Below are 25,882 nucleotides of genomic sequence, written 5' to 3'. Positions count from 1 at the left end.
ATCGATTGAGTTTTTCGAAATAAAAACAGCGCCGGATGATATGTCCGGCGCTGTTTTTTTATTGGTATCAGTTGCTCGCGCTGATCAGTGTTGTGTTTCCGCCTCGGCGGATGCGCGGTTGCGCATCCGTTCCGAACGCAGGATCAAGATGCTGGCGATCACGATCATAAGTGACACTGCCAAAATGATCAGGGTGGCAAGCGCATTGATCTCTGGCGAGACACCAAGTCTTACAGATGAGAAGACCTTCATCGGAAGGGTCGTTGAGCCAGGACCTGCGACAAAGCTTGCAATCACAAGGTCATCGAGTGACAGCGTGAAGGACAGAAGCCAGCCGGCCAGAAGGGCCGGAAGGATCATTGGAAGCGTGATGACAAAGAAGATCTTTGCCGGTTTTGCACCCAGATCCATAGCCGCTTCTTCGACCGAGATATCCATGCCTGATAGACGTGACTGCACGACAACCGCAACATAGGCCGCACAGAAGGTCGTGTGGGCAATGGTGATGGTCGAAATGCCACGGCCTGCAGGCCAGCCAACCATTTGTTCAAGGGTTACAAACAAGAGCAGCAAGGACAGACCGGTGATGACTTCTGGCATCACAAGCGGTGCTGCGATCATGCCCGAAAACAGGGTGCGTCCCTTGAACCGGCCAAAGCGAGACATCACAAGTCCGGCAGGGGTGCCCAATGCAAGTGCCAGCGTCGCCGACATCACGCCAATGCGCAGGCTGTTCCATGCTGCATCAATCATGCCGTCATTGGAAAACAACGACACATACCATTTGGTCGAAAAACCGGCCCAAACGGTGACCAGCTTGCCCTCGTTAAACGAGTAGATCATGACAAGCAGGATCGGCACATACAGGAACGCAAAGCCAAATACGAGGGCAGAAATCAGGAAGGTTGAACGTTTGTTGCTCATTGGTTGCCTTCCTCCTGCTTGGACTGGATGTGCTGGAACCACATGATTGGAACAACAAGGAACAGCAACATGGCAATCGCAACACTTGATGCAATTGGCCAGTCACGGTTGGCAAAGAATTCGTTCCACAATGTCCGGCCAATCATCAATGTGTTCGGACCACCCAGAAGTTCCGGAATGACGAATTCACCAACAGCCGGAATAAAGACCAGAAGCGAGCCCGCCAAAATCCCCGGAAGAGACAGCGGAAGGGTCACCTTGACGAAGGCTTGCCATGGTTTGCAACCAAGGTCGAGGGCCGCTTCAATCAGGCTGACATCCATCTTCTCAAGTGTCGAATAAAGCGGCAGGATCATGAAGGGCAGGTAGGTGTAAACAATGCCGACATATACCGCGAATTCGGTCTGGCGCATGATCAGCGGTTCGGAAATGATCCCGGTCCAAAGCAGGAAGGCATTGATCAGTCCTTCACGGTCGAGAATGCCGATCCAGGCATAAACGCGGATCAGGAAGCTGGTCCAGAACGGCAGGATCACCAACATCAACAAAACGCTTCTGATCGAGCCACGAGCACGGGCAATGCCGTAGGCCATCGGGTAGCCGATCAGAAGGGTGATGACGGTCGAAATCGCCGCGATCCGGATCGAATTCAAATAGGCGGTGGCATAAAGGCTGTCAGATAACAGGAACAAATAGTTCCCGAAGTTCAGAGTTATCGTAATGCCTTCATCAATCCACTCAAACAACGAGGTATAGGGTGGTTGAGCATACTCGGCCATGGAAAAACTGATCTTGAGAACGATCAGGAATGGCACGAGGAAAAACAAAAAGAGCCAGAAATACGGGATGCCAATGACCAGAACACGGCCATGTTTGATCATCCAGCGATCAAATTTTTGCTTTAGGCTTAACTTGTCACTGCTCATTTGTTCAGAACCGAAGCAGCCCCGGCCTCCCACGATACCCAAACACTGTCTTCCCACGTGTAGCGTGGTTCGATCTGTCGGGTTGAGTTCGGCTCTGTCACCTTGATGCGTTTACCGCTGGCAAGGCGCACGTGATAGGTCGAGATACCACCAAGATATCCGATCTCCTCAACCTTGCCCGATACGCAGTTATATTTGCTGTCTTCGGGGGCTTCTTTGGTAATGCGCAGGCGTTCCGGACGGATGGCGGCCCAGAAAGTCATGCCGCGATGGCCCTGAACAGCGTGATCGATGTAAATATCGCAATCGGCTTCATCGGATTTGATGACTGCGTATTTTTCGTCGTCATCGACCAGAACACCTTCGATCAGATTGACCTGGCCAAGGAAGTTCGCGGTATAGCGGCTGTTGGGATATTCATAAAGTTCGAACGGTGTGCCGGTCTGATTGATGACACCTTCATTCATCACCGCAATGCGCGATGCCATGGTCATGGCTTCTTCCTGGTCATGGGTTACCATGACAAAGGTGGTGCCGACCTTTTCCTGAATATTGACCAGCTCGAACTGGGTTTGTTCACGAAGCTTTTTATCAAGTGCGCCCAGCGGCTCATCAAGCAACAACACCTTCGGGCGTTTGATCAGGGAGCGGGCAAGGGCAACACGCTGACGCTGACCACCGGAAAGCTGATGAGGTTTGCGTTTGGCAAACTTGCTCATTTGAACCAGGCCCAGCATCTCGGCGACCAGTTCCTTGATTTCTCGTCGGGAAACGCCGTCTTGAACAAGACCGAAAGCAACGTTTTGCTCAACACTCATATGCGGGAAGAGGGCATAGGACTGGAACATCATGTTGGTTGGGCGCTCATAGGCCGGAACACCTGCCATATCGATCCCGTCGATATAGATTTTACCGGATGTGGGTTCTTCGAACCCGGCGAGCATGCGCAGCAATGTTGTTTTCCCGCAGCCCGAACCACCCAGAAGGGCAAAAAGTTCGTGGCGATAAATATCAAGGGAAACATCATCAACGGCATAGAAGTCGCCGAATTTCTTGGTCACATTCTCGAAGCGGATATAGGGAACCGCGTCTGGATTGTTCCAAGGTTGCGTCTTGTGCACGTCCTCATGCGCGCGATCCAAAACCGCCTCTGGCACCAGCATTCTCCCCTTTGTCAATGTCACGATGAACCGAAATAGATCAGACGACAGTCCCTGATGACCTGCTGCGCAATCGTTGTTTGTTGCGCCTGTGCTGATAGGTCGGTTCGTTCTGATTAACAGGATGAAGCAATTCTACAATCTGTAAAGAGGGGTGTGCGATATTTTGAACAACAATTAGTTTTTGCCACCGAAAACGGCAGAAAATGACCTTTGGGTGTTCAGAAAATGTGCATTATTCGATAACGGTGCGGGTCGGGTTTTCGCCAAGGCATGTGATGTTGATTACAGGTCTTATTGCGAGTCACAAGCCATGGCGTCTTTGTTCTGCTGGTGTGTGCCAGTAACGCAAAAGGGCGCGATCGTAATCGCGCCCTTGCTGGTCTGAAAACCCGATGATCACGAGATCAATTGGGATGATTTCTTACTGACCGGTTTTGAGTTTCGTCCACATACGGGTACGGGTACGCAGAAGGCGTGAATCCGGTTGACCTTGGAACGAAGACGTTCTTTAACTTCCTGCGGCGGGTAGATGCCCGGATCGTTCAGGAGTGCTTCGTCAACCATTTCCATGGCTGCAAGGTTCGGAGTTGCATAGGCAACATAGTTTGCGATGTCTGCTTCTACATCAGCACGCAGAACGTAATCGATGAACTTGTGTGCCAGTTCCGGGTTCGGAGCATCTTCCGGGATCATCATGGCATCGAACCAGATCAGGGTGCCTTCCTTCGGAATGACATACTTGATCTCGTTGCCGTTGCCAGCTTCTTCAGCACGAAGCGCTGCCATGCCGACATCGCCCGACCAACCAACAGAAATACAGGTGTTACCGTTTGCCAGGTCGTTGATGTATTGCGAGCTGTGGAAATAGGTCACGTGCGGACGAATTTTATCGAGCTCGGCAAAGGCACTTTCAATCGACTCGCTGGTCGGTGCGCCATCCGGCACATTGCCGAGATAGAAGTTCACGAGCGGTACGATTTCGCCCGGATCGTCCAGCAGGGAAAGGCCGCATTTCGACAGCGGTTCCGCATATTTCGGATCAAAGATCATCGCCCAGCTATCGACCGGCGCGTCATCGCCCAGAACTTCCTGGACCTTCGCGACGTTGTAGCCAAAGCCGTTCGTACCCCAGAAATACGGAACAGCATAGGTGTTGTCCGGGTCGTACTTTGCCTGCTGCTGCAGGATGACCGGATCAAGATTGCCGTAGTTCGACAGTTTCGACTTGTCGATCGGCTGGAAGATTTTCGCGCGGATCAGACGTTCGGCATCGGCCAGGGTCGGAACAACGATGTCATAACCTGAATTGCCAGCCAGAAGCTTTGCTTCGACAACCTGGTTGCTGTCATAGACGTCGTAGTTGACCTTGATGCCGGTCTCTTTTTCGAAGTTGGCGATGGTTTCTTCGCCAATATAGTCCGACCAGTTGTAGATGTTCAGGACACCTTCTGCATGCGCCGCACCGGCAAGGCCGAAGGTTGCAAGCACAACAAGGCTTGAAGATTTAAGAAGAGATTTCATTTCGCTGAGCCTCCCATGTGGCAGCGTTTGAAAAGTTCGGGGCCGTGTTTTTTAGTTTGCCCACAGTCCCTAATATCCTTCGAATGCATCAGGATATTGTCAAACACAAGATGGAAATTTGTGCATTTTTCGCATCAAGTGAAAAATTAGGCATCAGTGATGCAAGAATCTTGCGCCGGGTTACGTCTCCCGGCGCAAAATTCGATCATAGGTATTTAGACGTTGAGCAGAAGATGCTCACGTTCCCACGCGCTGATCACGGTCTGGTATGCATCCCATTCCGCTTCCTTCACAGCGATAACCGCTGCTGCGAACTCTTCGCCGAGAAGTTCTTTAAGCGGTTTGCAACGCTGGAATTTGGCCAGTGCCTCGTGGATATGGCGGGGCAGGGAATGCGCCCGGTCATAACCCGATCCTTCGATCGGTGCCGTCGGTTCGACTTCCTCTAAGATACCCAAAAGACCACAAGCAAGTGACGCCGCAACCGCCAGATACGGGTTTGCATCGGCACCCGGCAGACGGTTTTCGATACGACGTGCTGCGGGCGGGCCGTTTGGCTGGCGCAGGCCAACCGTGCGGTTATCAAGGGACCAATGCATGTTGATCGGTGCATCGGACCACGGTTGCAGTCGGCGATAGCTGTTCATGTTCGGTGCCAGGAGCGGCATGGCTGCCGGAAGGTAACGCTGCAGGCCACCAATATAGTTCAGGAACAGCTTGGAGTTTTCGCCGTCGTCATCGGCAAACAGGTTCTTGCCGGTGTCGATGTTCAGAAGACTCTGGTGAATATGCATGGAACTTCCGGGCAGGTTGCCCATCGGCTTTGCCATGAATGTCCCATAGACTCCGTGCTTGAGTGCTGTTTCGCGCAGCGTGCGCTTGAACAGGAAGGCCTGATCGGCCAGTTCAAGCGGGTCACCATGGTTGAAGTTCATTTCAAGCTGGGCGGGGCCAGACTCGTGGCTCATGGTATCGGCGTCGATATCCATGGCCTCGCAATAGTCATAAAGGTCTTCGATCAACGGGTCGAATTCGTTGATTGCGTCGATCCCAAACGCGTTGGATGCGCGTTCCGGACGTCCGGAACGGCCAATTGGCGGCTCCAGCGGGTTATCCGGGTCGGTGTTCTTGGCAACCAGATAGAATTCAAGTTCCGGCGCAATCACGGGCTTCATGCCGCGGTCTTCAAAAGCCTTGAGAACGCGCTTGAGGACTCCGCGCGGCGAGGTGGAAACTTCCTCGCCAGAGAAGTGATAGCAGTCGCAGATGATCTGTGCTGTCGGCTCCTCGTACCAGGGAACAACGCGCACGGTTTCCGGATCGGGAACCATGGCAACGTCTTTTTCCGCCGGATCAAGGAATGCATCGGTTTCTTCGGGGTATCCGCCAGTCACAGTCAGGCAGAAAATGGCCTCCGGGATAGCAAGGCTTTGGGCCTCCAATCCCTTCAGGAATTTCTGCGTTGGCAGAACCTTGCCCCGGGCCACCCCTGACATGTCCGGTACAATGCATTCGACTTCTTCGATTTTTCGCTCAGATAGCCACTTCTTGAGATCGGTGCTCATGTGTAGTCGGGCGCTTTCACGCCAGTCCTTCAAAATTGCATTTTCTTGCGTTTTTCGGGCCATTCCCGACAAATTTCACAAGAAAGGATGTTGGTCTTCAAAGAGTTTTGTATTTAATTTTATTATTGATCTTGTTTTTCGAATTATAGTCGAAATATTGGTGATATCGTCGAAGATATCAATTCATATATCTGGAACGGGTCCACCATATTGCGCTATAGTCGCTCCAGATTATAAGGGCAGCGTTTGGACGCTGGTCAAGGAGGTAATATGAAAATCGCACATCCCTATCTTATGTTTCTTGGTGACGCGCCGGACGAACTGGCCGCAAAAACCGCAATTGGCATCAAACAATGGCGCCCGGAATGGTGCGTTGGACAGCTGAGCCTGCCGGGTTGTCAAGCGGATCTCGGTTTGACCGAAATGTCGATTGCCGAAGCAAAGGCAGCTGGTGTCAAGACACTGGTTCTTGGTGTTGCCAACCGTGGCGGCATCATTGGCCCGGCTTGGATGGAAACGCTTCTTGCTGCAATTGATGCGGGCATGGACATCGCCAACGGCCTTCACACCCGTCTTTCAACGATCCCTGAACTGGTCGAAGCTGCTGCTGCCAAAGGTGTCAGCCTGTTTGACGTTCGTCATTTTGACGGCAAAGTCCCGGTTGGTAACGGTGAAAAGCGTTCCGGTAAGCGTGTTCTTGCTGTTGGCACCGATTGCTCGGTCGGCAAGATGTACACCACCCTTGCGATTGACGCGGAAATGAAAAAGCGCGGCATGAAGTCTGACTTCCGTGCCACCGGCCAGACCGGCATTTTCATCGCGGGCGAGGGTATCTCGGTCGATGCGGTGATTTCCGACTTTATTTCCGGTGCCGTTGAAACCATTGCTCCGGCCAATGATGCAGATCATTGGGACGTGATCGAAGGTCAGGGCAGCCTGTTCCATGCATCCTTCTCTGGTGTGACGATGGGGCTGATCCACGGCTCGCAGGCGGATGCGCTTGTGATTTGTCATGAGCCGACCCGTGCGCATATGCGTGGTCTTCCGGGCTACAAACTTCCGGATCTCAAGACCTGCATGGAAGTGAACCTGATGCATGCCAAGCTGACCAACCCGGATTGCAAGGTTGTCGGTTTTGCGATCAACACCAAAGCGCTTGATGACGCGGCCGCGACCAAACTTCTGGCCGAGATCGAAGAAGAATTCGGTCTGCCGGCAGTTGACCCGGTTCGTACCGGCGTTGTGTCGATCGTCGACAAACTCCAGGAGATCTGAGTTGCCAAAGCTAAGTGTGATTTCCGAAGTCTTTCCTCTGGCGCAGGTTTTTAAAATCTCGCGCGGGGCACGGACCGAGGCACATGTGGTCAAGGTGACCCTGACGGATGGCGAGCATACCGGGTACGGGGAATGCGTTCCCTACGCCCGGTACGGCGAGACCGTTGATGGTGTTATTGCCGATATCAATGCGCAGTCCGATGCCCTTGCACGCGGCATGACCCGCAAGGAGCTTCAGGATGCCATGAAGGCAGGTGCGGCGCGTAATGCTGTCGACTGTGCCTACTGGGATCTGGAGGCCAAGCGTTCTGGTCGTCGTGTCTGGGAAATGATCGGTCATAAGGCACCAGAAGGCCTTGTGACGGCCGAGACGCTCAGCATTGATACGCCAGACAATATGCGGATTGCAGCAGCCAAGATCGCGCATGCGCCGCTTCTGAAGGTTAAGCTGAATGGCGAAAACGTTCTGGAGTCGGTTCGTGCGGTGCGTGAAGGTTCGCCTAGGGCACGCATCATTGTCGATGCCAATGAGGCCTGGTCGCTTGATCTGCTTGACGATATTGGTGCCGAACTTGACGGGCTTGGTGTCGAGATGATCGAACAGCCGCTTCCTGCCGGTCAGGATGATGGTTTGATCGATATCGATTGCCCGGTTCTTCTGTGTGCGGACGAATCAATTCATACGGTCGCCGACATTCCACGTCTGGCCAATCTGTATGACATGATCAATATCAAGCTTGATAAGACCGGTGGCCTCACCGGTGCCTTGGAGCTGGCCGAAGCCGCGTCCAAGGCCGGAATGCAGATCATGACCGGCTGCATGGTGGGTACCTCGCTTGCGATGGCGCCTGCGATGATCACGGGTGCTATGTCGCGGATTGTCGATTTGGATGGTCCGATCTGGATGGCCAAGGACCGCGATCATGCGCTTCGCTTCACTAATGGTGTGATGGGATTGCCTGATCGCGAATTGTGGGGCTGATCGTAGCTTTGAGTTCTCTGACAAACCTTTGGGTCTGATCAGATTGCAGAAATGATGAAACGGCGCGCCGAACCCCGGCGCGCCGTTTTGCATTTGTGGGCTTTAACCCAGAATTGGTCAGGTCGTGATTGCGCTTTGAAAAAAGTTCAAATTTTTAAGTTTTGCCCAATTGTGAAAAATGGTTAATTTTTCGCATATATTTCAATTGGTTGCATTGGTTTTGGGGGCGCGGCGTGGCTGTTGTGGTGGATTTCCGGCTGTTTCCACCTCTAATGGATAGTTGTATCTTTGGTTAAATAAGGGAACCATGATGCTCCATAACGCTGGGGCAAGTAGGCTCCTGAAAAGATTGATGTTGGAGCTGATCTGCGTGCTGTCTGGTCCCCTCAGAGATAGTAAGCGCACTGCGGGTGTATTGCGGTGCTGCTATCGCGACTTCTTCTATACGCCCAGACATGCAGAACTTCTGCATCTGAGGCGCAAGGAGTCGATCCAGCTTTCCGCACGCTTCGCCGGTCTTTTCGTTCTTGTTCTGATGTTTGCTGTCCCATTCTGGGATGGTTCTTTCCATGTCGAAATGTGGTCGTCCCAGACCTTTATGATGCGCTTGCTTGTTGCAGGCGTGGCAGCGGCCGTGATCGCCAATCGCGCGGTAAGTAGCCGCTGGCGTCGGCGATTCCCTTATTTGCCGATGTTGATGTTGATTGTTGCCAGTGCGCTTTTGTGCGTGTTTGGCGGTAATGATCCGCTGGCGACAGATCGAATGCATTCATCGCACAGCTTCCTGGTGCTAGGCCTGGTCGTCATGATTGCGATCATGCCGGTAACCTTGGCCGAGGCAGGTGTGCTTGCGCTTCCGATTGTCGGGCTTATGGTCATTGGCCTTCAGGGCGGGCTTGAGACCGGACTGATCCCGCTTGAAATGATTTTGGCTGTCCTTGTGCCGCTTGCAATCTTCTCGGCCCTGGTGCAGCTCTATCGTACTGTGACGGCGGCCCACGAGATCGCCATCGATCCACTGACAGGCTGCTACACGCGGGCTTTTGGCATGGAGATGATCAAGGTCAGCTTCGATGGCGCCATGCGCAAGAAGGCGCCTTTTACGGTGGCCTTCATTGATTTGGATGATTTCAAGCAGATCAATGACCGTTACGGGCATGATTACGGTGACCGCATCCTGACCGAAGTTGGTGAAAGTCTGATCAATCGATTCCGTCGGTCAGATCTGGTGGTGCGCTGGGGCGGGGAGGAGTTCCTTGTCCTGCTGCCCGAGCTTGATATGGTCAAGGCTGCCGAGGTGCTTGATCGTGTGATGGCGCCCGGATTGGCAGCGCTTGAAAATGGTCAGGTGCAAAAGGCCAGTGTGGGCCTGTCTGAGCGCATTGCCGATGCCATAGCCTTGCCACATAACCTGATCGATCTGGCGGACCGGCGCATGTATGAGGCCAAGAAGCGTCGTGACCACGAGGACATGGTCGCGGCCGGTCTTTCTGGGCGTCGTCATCCTGCGCGTAAATCGGTTGCACCTTGTGCGGCATCCAAGGTCCAATCTGCAGATCAAAGCGTAAACTAATTCTTTTGCCGCCAGGCGACGTAGGTGATGTCTGCTTGGCGCGCTTCAATCCTCTGAATTTTATCCTTCCTGACGTGCATAACTTTGCGACATCGCATCTGAGCGGCGACTCAGGCACGTTTAGCACGCATGGGGTGCGATTGATTCGCTCGGATTCGCGGCGAGTTTTCGTTCGGTCCTGAAAATTCGTTTTTCTTCGATGATCAAAAAATAGCCTAGATCTGAGAAAAATGAGGGCGATTCAGCGTCATTGTCATGAAATTGTGATGAAAAAAGATGCAGTAAATTTTTTGGCGAAAAAATAGTCAAAAAGCTATTGCATCCCCCCCATCAAATGGGTAATCTCCATTTGTGCGCTGCGGTAGGACGCAGTGCATTCCGGCGAGCGACTTGTCGCTCGTTTCTTGGACGTTTCCTCCCTAGACTTGGGCCGCTGTCACAGGCGGCCTTCTTTTTGCCTAAATTCAGCCATTTAACGCGATTTGAGCATATGCTCCGCGCCTGATCATAATGGATGTTTATGGTTTTGGGGAAATGGTGCGGTGCAAATCAATCGCCGATAGGGATATGTGTTGTGCTATCCATAAGGGCGGTATGCGATTGTCCAAGTAAGTCGCTGAGTTCCGGGGATTTGCCGCGAAACAGATGCTTTGTAAATACAAAAGGCGCAGTCTTGTGACCGCGCCTTTGATATTTGAGATGACTATTGGACAGTCAGCTATTTCTCGCGTGTCGGATTGCCTTGCGGTTCATTGCTGTCACCATCACCAAGCCCGCGCTGCATGATCACGCTATCGACCCAGCGGCCAAGCTTAAAGCCCGCCGACTGAAGGGTGCCAGCAACCCGGAAGCCTAGGCGCGCATGCAGGCCGATGGAGGCGACATTGGCACTATCACCAATAACGGCAACCATCTGACGGTATCCCAATGCTGTGCAGCGTTTGATCAGTTCCGACAAGAGGGCTCGACCGGCACCTTTGCCGACAACATCCGGGGCGATGTAAATCGTGTCTTCGACCGTGAAGCGATAGGCCGGGCGCGTACGATATGCACCGGCATAGGCAAAGCCCTCGACACGGCCATCAACATCAGCCACCAGATAGGGCAGACCGCGTTCACGGACATGCTGCCAGCGCGACGTCAGCTCGGCGATTTCCGGGGCGCGTTCTTCGAACGAGGCCAAGCCATGAAGGACGTGATGGCCATAGATTTCGGTGATGCGTTCGAAGTCTTCTGGTTCGGCATCACGGATCACCAGATCGTGGAGGACTTCACTGGTATCGGTATCGGTCATTAAAACGGGTTCCCGTCGAGATCATGGAAGCGCGCGATCAGATTGGTCATCTGGTCACGCAGGACGTCAAATCCGCGATGCGGGGTGATCGTGGCTTCGTCCATATATAACGAGCGGGAAAGCTCGATCTGAAGGCTGTGCACATGTTCTTGCGGGCGACCGTAATGGCGTGTGCAGTAACCCCCGGCATATGGATCATTATGCGAGGGGGCAAAGCCCATTTCGCGAACACAGTCATCCACAAACCGCGTCAGTGACGGGTGGCACGAACTTCCATAGCAATCGCCAAGCACCAGATCAACGCGGTTTTTTGTGCTGTCGCACGAATCACCGGGCATGGAATGGCAATCAATAAGAATGCAGTAGCCAAATTCATCGCGCGTCTGGTCGATCAATTTCTGAAGCGCGCTGTGATAGGGCCGGTAATAGGTGTCAATTCGCTCGAACGCTTCTTCGACGGGCAGGCGGCTCTTGTAGATCTCAACCCCGCCACTAACGACGCGCGGGATCGATCCAAGCCCAGAAAGGGCCCGCATCGAATTGACCTCCGCATCGCGCGGCAGTTCGCCGTCAAACATGCGCGGATCAAGTTCCATCGCTGCGCGGTTTACATCCACATAGGCGCGCGGGAATGTCGCGCACAGCAATGGCGCACCCAATTTCGGGGCGGCGGTAAACAGCTGATCGACAAAGGCATCCTCTGATGCGCGCAGTTCAAACGAACCAATGCGCGCGCTTTCGATCAGGTCCTGGGGGTATTGGCGGCCGGAATGTGGTGATGCAAACACCACGGGCAGAGTTTGCCGTGGTGGCAGGATAACAGTAGCTGGGCCGGTTGAGGTGATTTCCGAAGGCAACTGGTTCATTGTCTTTCGTAATGTCCATCCCTGATGACGGTGTGTTGATTATCCCGCGATCCTTTCTCTAGCATATGGTAATTGGAGCAGAATTGATGAAGATTTTTTGTCAAAAAACCATTTCTGGGGTTGCACCTTTGTCTGCCTTGGGCTAAATACCGCCTCGCCGACGCAAACGGCGCTGACCAATCCTTTCACAGCGAAAGAGGCGGTCATTTGAAAGATGGATTTGCGGGCCTATAGCTCAGTTGGTTAGAGCGTTCGCTTGACATGCGAGAGGTCACAAGTTCGAGTCTTGTTAGGCCCACCATCTTTCCCACCCATAGGGGCCTATAGCTCAGTTGGTTAGAGCGTTCGCTTGACATGCGAGAGGTCACAAGTTCGAGTTTTGTTAGGCCCACCATTCCCACCCCGTAAGCGGTCCGCTCACGGGGTTTTGTGTTTCCTGGCCCCAAGGTTTGGCTACATTGCCAGATCAACGACGATCAAGCCTGCCAATCCGCCCTCGGCCAAGCCAACCAGCTGCCCACCGAGTTTCTTGTGTTCGGGATGTTCGAGATAGGCATCTCGTGCGGCTTCGTCATCAAAATCAATGCAGAACCCGTGACGGAAACCTTGTTCAAGGTTTTCCGGGCTGACCGATATCCCGCCATCAAACCGGCGCATGCCGGGCATGAGGGTACCTAAATCAGAAAGGGCGTCAAACAGGCTGTTGATTTCATCCTGTTTGACGCCAGATTGGAATTTGACCAGAACGATGTGGCGGATCATGGGGGACCTTTGTGATGATTGGGGCAAAGCCCGATATCACCTTTGATCGACCCGTTCTGTCAATGTTTTCAAGCCTGATCAGGCGGACTTGATGCTTGCCGCAATGCTGTCTTTGATGATCGAAATACCCTGATCAAGTTCTTCTTCGCTAATCGTCAACGGTGGGGCAATGCGGAACACGCCACCCATGCCCGGAAGCTTGACGATATTCATGCTAAGCCCGCGTTTGAAGGCCTCGGCGGCAATCGCAGCACCCAATTCATGGTCGGATGCACCGCCATCCTTGACGATCTCCATGCCCAGCATTAATCCGCGACCACGAACATCGCCAATGCAGCTATATTGGTCCTTCAGGCCCGACAAGCCATCAAACAGCTTCTTACCCATGGTGCCCGCCCGTGCGACGAGGTTTTCTTCCGCGACCACATCAAGAACCGTAACACCAACCGCAGCGGGTAGGGGATCGGATACATGGGTCGTATAGAACAGGAAGCCTTTTTCATGGGCGGCATCTTCGATTTCCGGCGTAGTCATCACGGCCGAAAGCGGCAAGCCGGCACCGATGGTTTTTGAAAGCGTAAGAATGTCGGGTGTCACCCCGTCGCGTTCAAAGGCAAACATGGTGCCTGTGCGGCCAATCCCGGTTTGTGCTTCGTCCAAAATCAAAAGCATCCCGCGTTCCTGGCACTTCTGCTTAAGGGCTACGAGGTACCCTTTGGGAAGCTCCAACATCCCGCCGCTCGATAGGATTGGTTCGGCAACGAACGCCGCCAGATTGCCGGTCGACTGTGCGTCAATCAGGTTAAAGGCGTCATCAAGTTCCGTCTGCCAGTCAAGCGACCCGTCGGCATTCTTGAAACGCGGACGAAACGCATTGGGCGCCGGAATGGCTAGCGACCCGACGGCGGCCGGCCCATATCCCTTGCGCCCTGCACTATAGGTTGCCGATGCCGCAACACCCGTCATGCCGTGCCAGCTTTTGGAAAATGCGACGATCTCATGCTTGCCCGTCACAAGCTTTGCCATGCGAATGGCGGCCTCGTTGCTTTCAGCCCCGGTCGACAGCAAAAGCACACGATCAAGTCCTGGCGCAAGGGCGGCCAGCCGCTCAGCCAATGTCACCACCGGGCGGGTCAGCATACCGCTAAACAGATGGGCGACGGTTTCGACCTGGCGCTGCACGGTCTCGACGATTTTTGGGTGGCCATGCCCCAAAACCGCACTCATCTGACCGGATGTGAAATCAAGGATCGCGCGCCCGTCGGCGTCATACACAAACGAACCCTTTGCACGTTCGATTATGGCAGGCTCAAACGTGCCGCCATAGCGGATCAGATGTTTTTTCGCAGCATCCCAGAATTTTGGATCAGTGTTGTGTGACATGAAAAGCTCCCTGCAAGCATGTGCCGTTTGATGAGCAAAGCTTATCGGCTGGCGGGATTTTCGTAAAATTGATAGTTCTTGTATTCTGGTATCGGAAATATTGATAATGCGGGCACGCCATGCAGACATTGCTTGATCTCAAAACCCTGACAACCTTCGTCCGCGCGGCCCATTCCGGCACGTTAAGCGCCACCGCCATTCAGGTCGGTCGCACGCAATCGACCGTCACCATGCAGATCCAGCGTCTGGAAGAGACCCTTGGCCAGACGCTGTTTCACCGCAGTGGCAGTGGCGTTACCCTGACCGGAAGTGGTGAACGGTTCCTTGGTTATGCCGAACGAATTTTAAAACTGCATGACGAGGCCGTTTTTGCCTTCTCCGACAAGGGGCTTCGTGGATCCATGGTGTTTGGCTGCCCGGAGGATTACCTGATCGCGTTTTTCCCGGCACTGCTTAAAAGCTTCGGGACGATCTATCCGGATGTCGAGATCAAGGTGGTGTCGGCGCCGACGCCCGAACTGCATAAAATGCTGCGTGCCCGTCAGATCGATCTGGCATTGGTCTCGGTGGCGGACCCGAATGCCGAGACCGACCTCGTGCGAACCGAACAACTCGCCTGGGTCGGCAGCAAACCAACCCTTGATCTGCATGATTTCAAAATGGATGCGGGGGATAGTGCCACAGGTCCATCGCCCATCCCGCTGGCCCTGCCAGCTTCCAACGCACTTGATCACAGGGCCGCTTGTGATGCGATGGACGCGGCGGGTATACCTTATAAGATTGCATATGCCAGTAGCAGCCTGACCGGCTTGATCGCGGTGGCACGATCAGGTCTTGCTATCAGTGTCATGATGCAAAAGGCAGTGCCCAATGACCTGTTCATCCTCAAAGCACCTTTGCCGATTTTGCCTCGGCTTGGTCTTAAGGTTTTGCGTGGTGAGGGGAGCGACAGCCCTGCCATCATTGCCTTTACCGACCACGTGAAAAACATGCTGCCGTTTTTGTAAGGAGTTGCGTGCATTTCGCCTCAATGAGCTCGCTCTCGGACTTCTCTTTGGTTGCGGTTTTAGGCAAACGCTAAACGAATTGTCAATTTAGCCTCTAGTGAGAAAAATGAAGTTCTACTTTAACTAGTGCTTGTGTGGTTGGCCTGCTCAATATTATACGAATTAGTAGGTGTTGAATTAAGGAGGGGGGGGCTCTGTTGGGTATTGGGTTCTCAGTTCTATCAAGGGCTGTCGACGTATTTAAGTTTGTGACCGATTGCCAGGAAGCGGCTGATACTGAGAGGTCTGCACTAGGTTTTTTGCCCGAAGTTGCATACCAACAAGCAGCAGAGCAGGGAAAACTATTAGTAGCTGTTTCCCCCAGTGGAGCCTACCTCGGCCACTTGATGTTCGGAGGCGTTTTCCCTTATGCCCGAGTTATGCAAACCTATTGCGTGGCTAAAGTCGCCATTTAGGTGTCGGAAAATCTTTGATTAGTACTCTTGTGTCTTGGGCGGAAAACAGAGGGTATCTGAGTATTACGGCTCGAGTGGCTGCGGATCTCGTTACTGCAAACAAGTTTTACGAAAGCTCTGGTTTCCAAACAGTTCGATCAGATCGAGGAGGTAAGGTTCGTAAGCGTACTATCCTAACGAAAGTACGAGACCTAGATACTCCTAACTTATTCGATCTAATGGGAGATCAACGTCAAGCTCCGGTCCCAAGTCTTGGGTTGAAAAGTGCTTTTTCGGGAGCAACGCCTCTTTATGCAATAGACTTGAACGTTCTTTTCGATTTCAGCAAGAAGCGTCCTCGCGAGAAAGAGGCAAGGGAAGTTCTCAAAGCCGCACTAAATCATGAATTTCAGGCTGCTTTGACAGATGAATTTTCGAAAGAGCTTTTGCGCACAAGCTACAATCCAAACGATGATACCATGCTGGAACTATGCAGCTTGTTTTCTACAATTCCGGATGTGAAGGATAAAGACGATTTAAAGAAGCTGGAAGTCCTTCAGAAGGAGCTTGCAAGGGTAGTTTTTCCAGATCGTGCCCGATCTGCAGCTTTAACCAAGCAGGATATTTCTGATCTTCGACATTTATCACTATGTATTATTCACGCTGCTAACGGCTTTATCACTAGTGAGAAAGCAATTCTGAGAGCGCGAGATCGCCTTCTGGAAAATTATCACTTGGACGTTTTGAGTTCAGCGATTTTGCTGAGAGCTATGATGATGAACATAATCGCGTAAAAGAGTTTCGTTCAGACGAGATCACTACTGTCGACATCTCTATCGTTGATGCTAAAACTGTTACGAAGGCGGAAGTAGAGAGTTTCTTTGATATAGTCTTGTTAAGTGACGAACTGCGTTCGGTCTTGCTAAAGGGGTGGGCGGGACTTGCGGGAGCGTACTGTCAAGCAGTGAAAGAAGGCGATAATCTTGTCGCAATGATGACCTGGAAAACTGAGCGGCGAGGGCGACCTGCCACATTAGTCAAGTTGGTTGCAAGTGAAACCTCAGGAAATACAAAAACTGTAGTTGATGGCCTACTGGGAAAGCTGTGTGAAAACTTATCTCGGGTTGCGCCAGCCATTGTCGAGCTGGAAATACCTGTAGGGCATGCCAAAACACGAGAAGTCGTTCTTTCACTGGGTTTTCGCCCTGACGACGAACATAGAATCTCTAGAACAGTCTTCCATAAAATCGCGTATGGCAAAGTCATCACAAATAAGCTTTGGCCTGAATTTAGAGCTGATTTAATCGCTCTAGCAAAGATAAAACTACCAGATCAGCCACCGAAGTATGAAAGTCCAATTCAGATCATTGAGTACCGCGACGCTGAAGATAAGAGAAAGCAGGTTTCCCTTGCTGAGCTTGAGGCGCTTTTGTCTCCACTAATTCTTCTGTTGCCAGATCGAGATGGCGTCATCGTACCAATCCGAAGAACTTATGCGGATGAGCTTCTTGGCACTTCTGATCAATTTTCTTTGTTGGGTGAGCATTCGGCATCGATTTATAGTTCACGCGTTTATTACTGTAAGCCGAACAAGACTATTCAGCCCAATAGCGTGATAATTTTTTATGAGTTTTCTGCTGGAAATGGGAGAAGTAGCGCAGTTGCTATCGCGAATGCGACACAGGTGAGAGAGCTAACTTCTGCACAGATTGCTGTTGAAACAAACAGATTTGGTGTGGTGAGGTACTCGGAACTTAAGAGCATTGGGAAAAGTGCTCGCAAGCTAACCTTGATGTGCAGCAGTATAGTGAAATTTAACGATATCGTGCCATACAGTAAGCTATGTAAGCTTGGATGCAATAACGGTGCGCGGTTTGTGACTGCAACTCGTATTAGTCATAACGAGCTACTCAAAGTAGTTTCTGCAGGGGGATTGAATGGCGCGAACCGATAACATTCTTATCTCAGTTGAAGACCGATATGTACGTCGAATGCTTCGGGGAGAAAAAAGAGTAGAGTTGCGCCGTAAAGCCCTCAATCTTGTGCCAGGAACGCACGTTTGGATATACAGCAAGCTTCCAAAAGGTGAAGTTTGTGCGCTTGGAGTAGTTGAACGTGTTGCTGCTGCAAGTCCGGATGGAATTTGGGAGGAGTTTTCTGACGTCAGTGGCGTTAGTGAGCGTGAGTTTAAAGAGTATTTTTCTGGTGCGGCCAAGGGCTATGCAATTGTTTTCGAAGATGTATTTCCTCTCGGATCAAGCCTCTCTCTATCGTCAATTCGGTCCAAAGTAGGAGCATTCCAGCCTCCACAATTCTTCAAGCGTTTGAATGCGAGCGGTCCAGAGTTGTCTTACTTTCAAACAGCCTTAGCTCCAAAGTGCGCGTAACGCTCATTGCTTTCTGATCGCTTTCGACAAATACTCCACCGGATGCTGCGGCTTAACCCCTTCATAGCGTTTGACCTGACAGCGACACGAATAGCCGGTCACCAGCATGTTCTCGGCCCCCGTCGCATCGACCTTCTTTTTCCAGCTCAGATCATAAAGCTCGCGCGAGGTTTCCTGATGGCGGGTTTCGTGGCCATAGACGCCGGCCATCCCACAACATCCGGTTTTCTCAGTCGTGAGTTTTAATCCGAACGCGTCAAAGATTTTCTGCCATTTCACGCCAACATCCGGGATCGAGGTCTTTTCCGTGCAATGGGGGAACAGGTTTGCCGATGCATTGGTGGCGTCAAGTTTCGGGGCGGTCACACGGCCCTCGGAAAGCTCAGCCGCCAGCCATTCATGGAACAGATGCACGCGGTAATCCGGGCGGTCTGAAAGGCGCTGGGCGTATTCTTGGCGATAGGTCAGGGTGACGCTGGCCTCGATCCCGACCATGGCAACGCCGGACTTCGCAATGCGGCCATAAACGATGTCGTTTTGTTTGGCCTGATAATCAAACTTCTTCAAGAAGCCTTTGACATGCATGGCCTTGCCGTTGGCACGATAGGGCGGCACGAAAACGCGGTAGCCAAGGCGTTGGGCCAGATCAACATGGGCAAGAAACACATCTGTGTCGTAATGGGTCGTGAAGCAATCCTGGACGATGATCACCGACTTGGCCTTTTCATCAGCACTCAGCGCATCAAGATCGGATTGCTTGAATTTGCCAATGCCACGTGCGCGTAAGGCCGCTTTCAGGCTTTGGGTGTGAAGTTTCGGCAAGTCCGTCAGGCCAATGAAGCGTTTGAAAACCCATGGCATCGGCGGGATGGATTGCAGCGCGTTAAACAGGCTAGGTGCCATTGCCATAAGTGGGGCCAGATATTCCAGCTTGGCGATCACGTAATCCTTCACCGGCCGTTTGTAGCGCGTGTGATAGGTTTCAAGGAAACGCGATTTCATTTCCGGGATATCGACCTTGACCGGACATTGTCCCGCACATGCCTTGCAGGACAGGCAACCGGCCATGGATTTATAGACATCATGGGAAAAATCGCGGGCATTGACCACAGCCAGATCCTGGTTCATCGGATCGGTGCCGACCGAAATCTGGCGGATCCATTCGCGCAGCATACCGGCACGCCCCTTGGGCGAATGCACGCGCGATCGTGTGACCTTATAGGACGGGCACATCGCATCCATCAGATCCCAGTTAAAGCAGGCCCCATTCCCGTTACAGCGCGAAGCATTGAGATATTCATCACGCAAAGCATCTTCGATCTGACGATCGAGCTGACCACGCATCGGCGCCTCGTCAATCGCCGTGATCGGCATGTTTTTGGAATAGGGCGATGCGATCTTGCCGGGGTTAAGCTGCCCTTCGGGATCAAACGCCTCTTTGATGCGGCGCAGAACATCGTAAAGCTCCGGCCCAAAATAGATCGGGGAATATTCACCGCGAAATCCCTTGCCATGTTCGCCCCAGATCAGGCCGTTATAGCGTTTGGTAACATCGGCAACCGCATCCGATACCCGGCGAATGCGGGCCTCGTCTTCTTCATCCATCATGTCCAGAAGCGGGCGGACATGCAGGCAGCCGACATCAACATGGCCAAACATGCCGTAATCAAGGCCTTCCTTGTCGAGTAACGCGCGAAACTCGGCGATGAAATCGGCAAGGTTTTCCGGCGGAACGGCGGTGTCTTCAACAAACGGTGTTGCGCGGCGTTTGCCTTCAAGATTGCCAAGAAGGCCAACCGATTTCGCCCGGATCGACCAGATTGCTGCGATCTGCGTAGGGTCAGTTGCCTGCACAAAGCCAATCGGCGCGTAATCCGCATTCGGATTGGCATCAAGGTAAGCGCGCAGTTCTTCCTGCTTTGCGCTCACCTCATCGGCGGTTTCGCCAACGAACTCAACCACGTTAAAACCGCGCGTGGGTGTGCTGCTGTTTTCGGTTCCCAGCAACTTGCCCAGCATGTGCCAGCTTTCATCCTGCTCGGCCAGTTTCATGACCTTGTCATCGATGCTTTCAATCGCGACCGGATCAAATTGCACGAGTGCGCCAACATGGCGAAGGGCACTGTCAAAGCTGTCATAACGGACAACCGTGATCGCCTTGTGCTTGGGAAGTGGAATAACGCGGAAGGTGATTTCCTTGACCATGCCAAGGCTGCCTTCCGATCCGGCGATCAGGAACGAAAGGTTCATATCGCCTGTATCCGACACCGCCTCCTTAAGGTTATAGCCCGTCAGACCCCGGTTCATCTCCGGGAAGGTCGCGTTGATCTGATCGCGGCGCGGGGCAATTTCATCATGGATTGTGCGATAGAGTTTCCCGGTCCGGTCATCGCGCGCCATGATGTCCTTGGCCTCATCTGCCGTCATCGCACGGGTATTGAAATCCGTGCCATCGATCAGAACCGTGGTCATGTCATGAATATAGTGGCTGGTTTTACCGTAAATGCGCGATCCCTTGCCGGAACTATCCGATCCGATCATGCCCCCTACGGTGGCGCGGCTTGCGGTCGAAACGGCAGGCGGGAAGAAATAGCCATGTGGCTTCAGCCAGGCATTAAGCTGATCCAGCACCACGCCCGGTTCAACATGAACAAGGCCCTTTTCCGCATCAAAGCCAAGGATGCGGTTCAGATGCTTGGAGGTATCAAGAATGATGGTGTTGTTCAGTGATTGACCATTGGTGCCGGTGCCGCCACCACGCGGGGTGATTTTGACGTCGCTAAATTTCTCGCGCCCCGCCATTTCCATCACGACATTGATGTCTTCGCGCGTTTTGGGCTGCAAAACAGCCGTCGGCATCACCTGATAGACACTGTTATCGGTGGCATGGATCAAACGGGTCGGGAAATCGGCATGGATTTCGCCGCTAAATTTGCCTTCTGCCTCAAGGGTTTTGAGGAAGCTTAGCGTCAAACTGTCCAGCGATCTGTCCGGGGTCAGGCGCGGCAGTTTTGAAATCACGCTCGAAGTCGAAGGCATCTTTGGTCTCTCTCTCGTCCTGGTCCGGCACTTTTGGCCGGTATATGGCGGTTTTGCGCTATTTGACCTGAATGTGATTGCATATACAAATTGAAAATTCTGAATTATTATTTGTTATGGATGAATAATGATGGTGATTGAAAACCCATGCTGTCCTCGGTCAGTTTACGCCATATGCGGGCCTTTGTGGCCATCGCCGATCACGGGTCGTTTACGGCTGCGGCCGGGGTGCTTGGCGTAACCCCACCCAGCCTGACCGCCACCATCCGCCAGTTTGAGGATGTAACGGGTACAGCCCTTTTTGATCGCACCACGCGGCAGGTATCCTTGACCGCGACGGGGGAGCGCTTTTTACCGGTCGCCCGCCGACTGATCGGTGATTTTGAAGAGGCCCTTGGCGATCTTGATGCATTATCAAAAGGGGTGGGTGGCAAGATCAATATTGCCGCGGCACCCTCAGTCCTGACCCGCATTCTGCCATCAATTATTTCGCGCTTTGTCGCGGACCATCCCGATGCGCGCCTGCGCCTGGATGAAATGAATGCCGGTGAAGTGCATGAAGCGGTGGCGAACAACGGAGCCGACTTTGGCATTGCCGGGGAATGGCAGGCCTTGCCCGATATCCAGTTCAGCCCGTTGTTTTCAGATCGGTTCGGAGTGCTGTGTCGATCCGATCATGATTTTGCCAAGCGCAAGAAGGTTAAATGGGCGGACCTTTCGGGACAGGATTTTGTTGGGCTCGGACCAGAATCCGGCACCGGTGCCATGATCGCGCAACCATCCCTTTTGGGGGCAGAGGGGGCGCTCGAAACGGGCGGGGCACTCCGCCCGATTGTCGAGACATCCAACACCATTACCTTGGCGGCAATGGTCGCCCAAGGGGTCGGGATTACAGTCCTGCCGGAATTGGCCGCGCGCGTGTCGGACATGACGATCCCCAACGGCCTTTCATTCGTGCCGCTCTGTGAACCCATCCGCAAACGCCATATCGGCATCATCACGCGTAAAAGCAAAAGTCTGTCGCCGATTGCCCAGATGTTTTTGGCCGATGTTCTGCGCGATGCGCCGATGCTTGATCTTCCTGCGGCCATTACCTGGCATTGAAAAGGGGGGAGGTGGCAAGTGCTGTGACCGGTTTAAGTCGGTGTCGTAACGCGGAGGCCGTCAATCAGAAGAGACAACATGCGTCGAGTGTGCTCAGCCCCATCAGGGCCACCCGCACTTGCCAGATTGCCGATCGCGCGCAACAGGTCATAGGCGTCGATATCGCCGCGAACGTCACCGGCAGAGACAGCCTTTGCCAGCAAAGCCTGCAGGGTTGGTTCGAACTTGGCGCGGAAATAGTCGGGAAGGGGGGCAAAGGCCGGGTCACCGGAATGCAGGGCGGCAGCCAATCCCTTTTTCGTGACAATGAATTGGGAATATCGGTGCAACCACTGTGACAGGGCGTCAGCCGGTTTGTATTGGGCGGCAAAGGTTTTGGCCGTTGCGGCACAAGCATCGACCTCACGCTTGAAAACGGCGACCACCAAATCACTGCGGGCAGGAAAACGGCGATAAAGTGTGCCGATGCCAACACCCGCCATTTTCGCAATTTCGCGCACAGGTGCGTCTACGCCGGATTCTGCAAAAACTGTCTTGGCAGCTTCGAGGATGGCGTCTTCGTTCCGCGCGGCATCCGCACGGATGTGCTTTTTTTTGCTCTGAATGTTCTCAGGCATCCCTTTGATATTCCATCTGATTTACTGAGGAACGGAGTGATTGAGATCCATTGCTCACAAAATTGCACTTGATAAACGGAACAATGTTCCATTTATATGGATCAACGTTCCGTTTATCTAAGCATAGACGAGGCAATGGCTTTCTCCAATCCGAAAAGGGTGTCTCATGAATGATCTGATCACCAAGGCACGGTTCATTCCGGTTAATGATGCGGTTTCAACCATTTCTGTCAGTCCTGTGGTTTTTCAAGTTCCCGGCCGCCCCCGTCCGCTTGAAATGCGCATTACGGTGCCAGCGCAAGGTCGCGATTTGCCGATCATATTCCTGTCGCATGGGCATGGGCCGTCGCTTTACATCTCTTCGATGAATGGCTACACGCCGCTTGCGAACTTTTATGCCCAACATGGTTTTGCCGTCATTCAGCCGACGCATGGGAATTCGAAAGCAGCCGGATTTGGCCCGGATGCAGAGGGCGCACCTTTTTTCTGGCGATCCCGTGTTGAGGACTTCAAATTCATCCTCGATCATCTTTCTGATATTGAGAAAAGCAGCCCGATCCTTGACGGGCGTCTGGATCACGACAGTGTTGCAGCCATCGGGCATTCATTGGGCGGGCAGACTGTCGGGATGTTGCTTGGTGCGCGTTTGACCGATACTGCCGACCCAAATGCGCGAGATGTCAGTTTAATCGAGCCGCGAATTAAGGCGGGCGTGCTGCTGGCAGCACCGGGTAATGGTGGTGATAGTCTGAGCGAACATGCGCGTCAGAATTACACAGCACTCAACCCTGATTTCGCACATATGACACTTCCGACATTGGTCGTGGCCGGTGACTGCGATGATAATCCACATCTAACCACGCGCGGTGCAGCCTGGCATACCGACCCGTTTCATTGCGCACCAGGTGCGCAATATCTGCTGACCTTGGTTGGTGGCAAGCACGGGCTTGGCGGCATCGCCGGATTTGACGCGAAGGAGACCGATGACGAAGATCCTGACCGTCTGGCGATCACGCAGCGCATGACATGGGCTTACCTTCGATCTGCCCTGTATGCCGGGGATCCGGCTTGGGACCTTGCCTGCGCAGCATTGAGAAGTCATGCCAATGAGCTTGCCCATGTGCAAAGCAAGTAAACGCTTCTGACGGGCAATGCGTGGTGTTGGGCGTGTCTTTTAATCTTTCCAAACTGGTAAATCGCAAAAGACACGACATATCATCAAGGTAGGGTCATTAATGTAGGATGGTTTCGGCCCGCAAGTTCAATGCGCAGCAGGAGATGGCATGACCGAGAGCGGGAAGAAAACCACAACCACCAAATCTAAAAGCAGCAGTGCTTCCAAAAAACCGCGCAAACATATCAGCCTCGCCCTTCAGGGCGGCGGATCACATGGTGCGTTTACCTGGGGTGTTCTCGATCGCTTGCTTGAGGATGAGGAAATAACGATTGAGGCGATTTCGGGCACGTCTGCCGGCGCGATGAATGCGGCGGTGGTGACGTCGGGTTTTGCCAAGGGCGGCTATGATCAGGCGCGTGAGGATCTTGAGGTTTTCTGGCGCGCGGTTTCGGATGCCGCGCGGTTTAGCCCATTGCAACGAAGCCCGATTGATATCCTGTTTGGCAACTGGTCGCTGGAAAACTCGCTGGCCTACATGTGGCTGGACATGAGTGCCAAGATGTTCTCGCCTTATGACCTTAACCCGGCTGGCGATAATCCGTTGGCCGCGATCCTTAATGACGTTGTGGATTTCAGGGCGCTGAATGAAAGCCCGGCCAAGCTTTTCATCACGGCGACAAATGTTGAAACCGGGCAGGGTCGAGTGTTTCGTAATCCCGACATCACAGTGGATGTGTTGTTGGCATCGGCCTGTTTGCCAACGATCTATAAGGCGATCGAGATTGATGGTGTGCCCTATTGGGATGGCGGATATTCCGGCAATCCTAGCCTTGGCCCGCTTGTACGGGAATGCGGGGCGGATGATACGGTTCTGGTGCAGATCAATCCGGTCAAGCGATCCGGTGTTCCCAAATCATCGCGCGACATTGCCAATCGATTGAACGAAGTATCGTTTAACAGCAGCCTGATGAAAGAACTTCGGATGATATCGATCCTGCGCAAGGATGCCCCGGAACATGTCTGCGAAGCGAGTAAATGGGGCGCGATGCGTATGCATTGTATCGCCAGCGAAGCGATGCTGGAGCTGGATCACACATCCAAGCTGAATGCGGAATGGGACTTCATGAACATGTTACGTGATATGGGGCGTGATGCGGCTGGTAATTTCTTAAAAAAACATCGCGGCGATATTGGCGTCCGGCCGTCGCTCGATCTGGATTTGTTTGCACCCGATTACACTTAAGCACCGCTGATTTGACGTTTGGCTGGATTGCGTATCGGAGGGCAAGGGCGTAAGATTTTGCCAGCGTCCGATAAGAACAAACAGCAAAGCGCCTCCAGAAATGTCCAGAACCGAACTTGAAAAAATGCAAAGCGGGGAATGGTATAGCTGCCTTGATCCCGACTTGACTGTTATGCGCCGCCGCGCACTCGAAGCCACCCACGAACACAGCCATCTCTATCCGTCCGAACGGGGCAATATCGGCCCGTCCTTGCGTGCGTTGTTTGCGGAATGCGCGGAAGATGTCCGGATCGAAGCACGGTTTCATTGTGCCTATGGCTTTAACATCCATCTGGCAGAAGACGTGTTTTTGAATGTCGGCTGCGTGATCCTTGATACGGCACCGGTTCATATCGGTCCGCATTCGATGCTGGGCCCGAATGTGCAGATCTACTGTGCCGATCATCATCGAGATCCGGAGCTTCGCAAGCAGCATCTTGAAATCGCAAAGCCCGTGACGATTGGCGAGAATGTCTGGATTGGCGGTGGGGCGATTATTCTACCTGGAATCAGTGTTGGTGATAACGCAATCATTGGCGCCGGATCGGTTGTGACCAAGGATGTTGCGGCGGGTGCCACAGTTGTTGGCAATCCGGCACGGCCTATCTGATCAAGAATTTCTGAGCCCAAAAAAGACGGCGGCCGTTAGGGGTAGAAAACG

21 protein-coding genes, 2 tRNA genes and 1 pseudogene are annotated in these 25,882 nt (G+C 53.0%); 13 read left to right on the top strand and 11 right to left on the bottom strand.

Annotated elements, in window-relative coordinates; all coding sequences use genetic code 11:
• Positions 1–84: 84 nt before the first annotated feature.
• The 5 genes from ACMZ66_RS11245 to ACMZ66_RS11225 form a co-directional block, all read right to left on the bottom strand.
• Positions 85–924 carry an ABC transporter permease subunit gene (locus tag ACMZ66_RS11245; protein ID WP_416937295.1) on the bottom strand — a complete coding sequence of 280 codons (840 nt, stop codon included), beginning with the start codon at positions 922–924 and terminating at the stop codon, positions 85–87.
• On the bottom strand, positions 921–1,850 hold the full coding sequence (locus tag ACMZ66_RS11240) for an ABC transporter permease subunit (RefSeq protein ID WP_416937294.1): 930 nt from the start codon (positions 1,848–1,850) through the stop codon (positions 921–923). The genes ACMZ66_RS11245 and ACMZ66_RS11240 overlap by 4 nt, the downstream gene beginning before the upstream one ends.
• A complete protein-coding gene (locus ACMZ66_RS11235; RefSeq protein WP_416937293.1) occupies positions 1,847–3,013 on the bottom strand; it encodes an ABC transporter ATP-binding protein in 1,167 nt (388 codons plus the stop codon). The genes ACMZ66_RS11240 and ACMZ66_RS11235 overlap by 4 nt, the downstream gene beginning before the upstream one ends.
• A 396-nt stretch (positions 3,014–3,409) precedes the next feature.
• Positions 3,410–4,534 carry a polyamine ABC transporter substrate-binding protein gene (locus tag ACMZ66_RS11230; protein WP_416937292.1) on the bottom strand — a complete coding sequence of 375 codons (1,125 nt, stop codon included), beginning with the start codon at positions 4,532–4,534 and terminating at the stop codon, positions 3,410–3,412.
• A gap of 215 nt (positions 4,535–4,749) precedes the next feature.
• Positions 4,750–6,099: a glutamine synthetase family protein gene (locus tag ACMZ66_RS11225; protein ID WP_416937291.1), complete on the bottom strand. Its 1,350-nt coding sequence runs from the start codon at positions 6,097–6,099 to the stop codon at positions 4,750–4,752.
• A 270-nt stretch (positions 6,100–6,369) separates the two neighbouring features.
• On the opposite strand from ACMZ66_RS11225, the gene dgcN reads away from it, so the two are divergent.
• The 3 genes from dgcN to ACMZ66_RS11210 all read left to right on the top strand — a co-directional run bounded on the left by dgcN (position 6,370) and on the right by ACMZ66_RS11210 (position 9,929).
• Positions 6,370–7,374 (top strand): N-acetyltransferase DgcN, encoded by a 1,005-nt coding sequence (dgcN, locus tag ACMZ66_RS11220; protein ID WP_416937290.1) that lies wholly within the window; start codon positions 6,370–6,372, stop codon positions 7,372–7,374.
• Between the two features lies 1 nt (position 7,375).
• On the top strand, positions 7,376–8,356 hold the full coding sequence (dgcA, locus tag ACMZ66_RS11215; RefSeq protein ID WP_416937289.1) for an N-acetyl-D-Glu racemase DgcA: 981 nt from the start codon (positions 7,376–7,378) through the stop codon (positions 8,354–8,356).
• Between the two features lie 370 nt (positions 8,357–8,726).
• Complete coding sequence (locus ACMZ66_RS11210) at positions 8,727–9,929, top strand: diguanylate cyclase (RefSeq protein WP_416937288.1); 1,203 nt, start codon at positions 8,727–8,729, stop codon at positions 9,927–9,929.
• A 718-nt stretch (positions 9,930–10,647) separates the two neighbouring features.
• On the opposite strand, the gene ACMZ66_RS11205 is transcribed toward ACMZ66_RS11210, so the two are convergent.
• Together ACMZ66_RS11205 and ACMZ66_RS11200 are read right to left on the bottom strand one after the other, a co-directional pair.
• Positions 10,648–11,223 (bottom strand): GNAT family N-acetyltransferase, encoded by a 576-nt coding sequence (locus tag ACMZ66_RS11205; protein WP_416937287.1) that lies wholly within the window; start codon positions 11,221–11,223, stop codon positions 10,648–10,650.
• On the bottom strand, positions 11,223–12,089 hold the full coding sequence (locus tag ACMZ66_RS11200; protein ID WP_416937286.1) for an N-formylglutamate amidohydrolase: 867 nt from the start codon (positions 12,087–12,089) through the stop codon (positions 11,223–11,225). Before ACMZ66_RS11200 ends, ACMZ66_RS11205 begins: the two co-directional genes overlap by 1 nt.
• Before the next feature lie 224 nt (positions 12,090–12,313).
• Here ACMZ66_RS11200 and ACMZ66_RS11195 point away from each other — a divergent pair.
• A tRNA-Val gene (locus ACMZ66_RS11195) sits at positions 12,314–12,390 on the top strand.
• A gap of 16 nt (positions 12,391–12,406) precedes the next feature.
• A tRNA-Val gene (locus tag ACMZ66_RS11190) sits at positions 12,407–12,483 on the top strand.
• A gap of 59 nt (positions 12,484–12,542) precedes the next feature.
• Here ACMZ66_RS11190 and ACMZ66_RS11185 read toward each other — a convergent pair.
• The gene (locus ACMZ66_RS11185; protein ID WP_416937285.1) at positions 12,543–12,851 is read right to left on the bottom strand and encodes a Dabb family protein; all 309 of its coding nucleotides are present in this window, start codon (positions 12,849–12,851) and stop codon (positions 12,543–12,545) included.
• Between the two features lie 78 nt (positions 12,852–12,929).
• A complete protein-coding gene (locus ACMZ66_RS11180) occupies positions 12,930–14,234 on the bottom strand; it encodes an aspartate aminotransferase family protein (RefSeq protein ID WP_416937284.1) in 1,305 nt (434 codons plus the stop codon).
• A 119-nt stretch (positions 14,235–14,353) separates the two neighbouring features.
• On the opposite strand from ACMZ66_RS11180, the gene ACMZ66_RS11175 reads away from it, so the two are divergent.
• The 4 genes and pseudogenes from ACMZ66_RS11175 (at position 14,354) to ACMZ66_RS11160 (ending at position 18,062) form a co-directional block, all read left to right on the top strand.
• The gene (locus ACMZ66_RS11175; RefSeq protein ID WP_416937283.1) at positions 14,354–15,241 is read left to right on the top strand and encodes a LysR family transcriptional regulator; all 888 of its coding nucleotides are present in this window, start codon (positions 14,354–14,356) and stop codon (positions 15,239–15,241) included.
• 457 nt (positions 15,242–15,698) lie between these two features.
• A pseudogene (locus ACMZ66_RS11170) lies at positions 15,699–16,469 on the top strand (hypothetical protein); the annotation flags it as partial.
• A gap of 170 nt (positions 16,470–16,639) precedes the next feature.
• Entirely contained in the window at positions 16,640–17,629 is a 990-nt protein-coding gene (locus tag ACMZ66_RS11165) for a hypothetical protein (protein WP_416937282.1), read from the top strand.
• Positions 17,613–18,062 carry a hypothetical protein gene (locus ACMZ66_RS11160; protein ID WP_416937281.1) on the top strand — a complete coding sequence of 150 codons (450 nt, stop codon included), beginning with the start codon at positions 17,613–17,615 and terminating at the stop codon, positions 18,060–18,062. Before ACMZ66_RS11165 ends, ACMZ66_RS11160 begins: the two co-directional genes overlap by 17 nt.
• A gap of 3 nt (positions 18,063–18,065) precedes the next feature.
• Here ACMZ66_RS11160 and ACMZ66_RS11155 read toward each other — a convergent pair whose 3' ends face one another.
• Entirely contained in the window at positions 18,066–21,101 is a 3,036-nt protein-coding gene (locus ACMZ66_RS11155) for an FAD-binding and (Fe-S)-binding domain-containing protein (protein WP_416937280.1), read from the bottom strand.
• 147 nt (positions 21,102–21,248) lie between these two features.
• Between ACMZ66_RS11155 and ACMZ66_RS11150 the strand changes: the two genes are divergently transcribed.
• Positions 21,249–22,205: a LysR family transcriptional regulator gene (locus tag ACMZ66_RS11150; protein ID WP_416937279.1), complete on the top strand. Its 957-nt coding sequence runs from the start codon at positions 21,249–21,251 to the stop codon at positions 22,203–22,205.
• 32 nt (positions 22,206–22,237) lie between these two features.
• On the opposite strand, the gene ACMZ66_RS11145 is transcribed toward ACMZ66_RS11150, so the two are convergent.
• Positions 22,238–22,822 (bottom strand): TetR/AcrR family transcriptional regulator, encoded by a 585-nt coding sequence (locus ACMZ66_RS11145; RefSeq protein ID WP_416937278.1) that lies wholly within the window; start codon positions 22,820–22,822, stop codon positions 22,238–22,240.
• A gap of 166 nt (positions 22,823–22,988) precedes the next feature.
• On the opposite strand from ACMZ66_RS11145, the gene ACMZ66_RS11140 reads away from it, so the two are divergent.
• The 3 genes from ACMZ66_RS11140 (at position 22,989) to ACMZ66_RS11130 (ending at position 25,831) form a co-directional block, all read left to right on the top strand.
• Positions 22,989–23,957: an alpha/beta hydrolase family protein gene (locus tag ACMZ66_RS11140; RefSeq protein WP_416937277.1), complete on the top strand. Its 969-nt coding sequence runs from the start codon at positions 22,989–22,991 to the stop codon at positions 23,955–23,957.
• A gap of 148 nt (positions 23,958–24,105) precedes the next feature.
• Positions 24,106–25,182, top strand: coding sequence for a patatin-like phospholipase family protein (locus ACMZ66_RS11135; protein WP_416937276.1), 1,077 nt, complete (start codon positions 24,106–24,108; stop codon positions 25,180–25,182).
• A gap of 100 nt (positions 25,183–25,282) precedes the next feature.
• On the top strand, positions 25,283–25,831 hold the full coding sequence (locus tag ACMZ66_RS11130) for a sugar O-acetyltransferase (RefSeq protein ID WP_416937275.1): 549 nt from the start codon (positions 25,283–25,285) through the stop codon (positions 25,829–25,831).
• Positions 25,832–25,882 lie beyond the last annotated feature (51 nt).

The sequence above is a fragment of the Thalassospira sp. genome (genome assembly GCF_048059015.1).
Taxonomy (GTDB): domain Bacteria; phylum Pseudomonadota; class Alphaproteobacteria; order Rhodospirillales; family Thalassospiraceae; genus Thalassospira.
The sequence above is the reverse complement of the archived record's forward strand: the minus strand, read 5'-3'. Positions and strand labels throughout refer to the sequence as shown.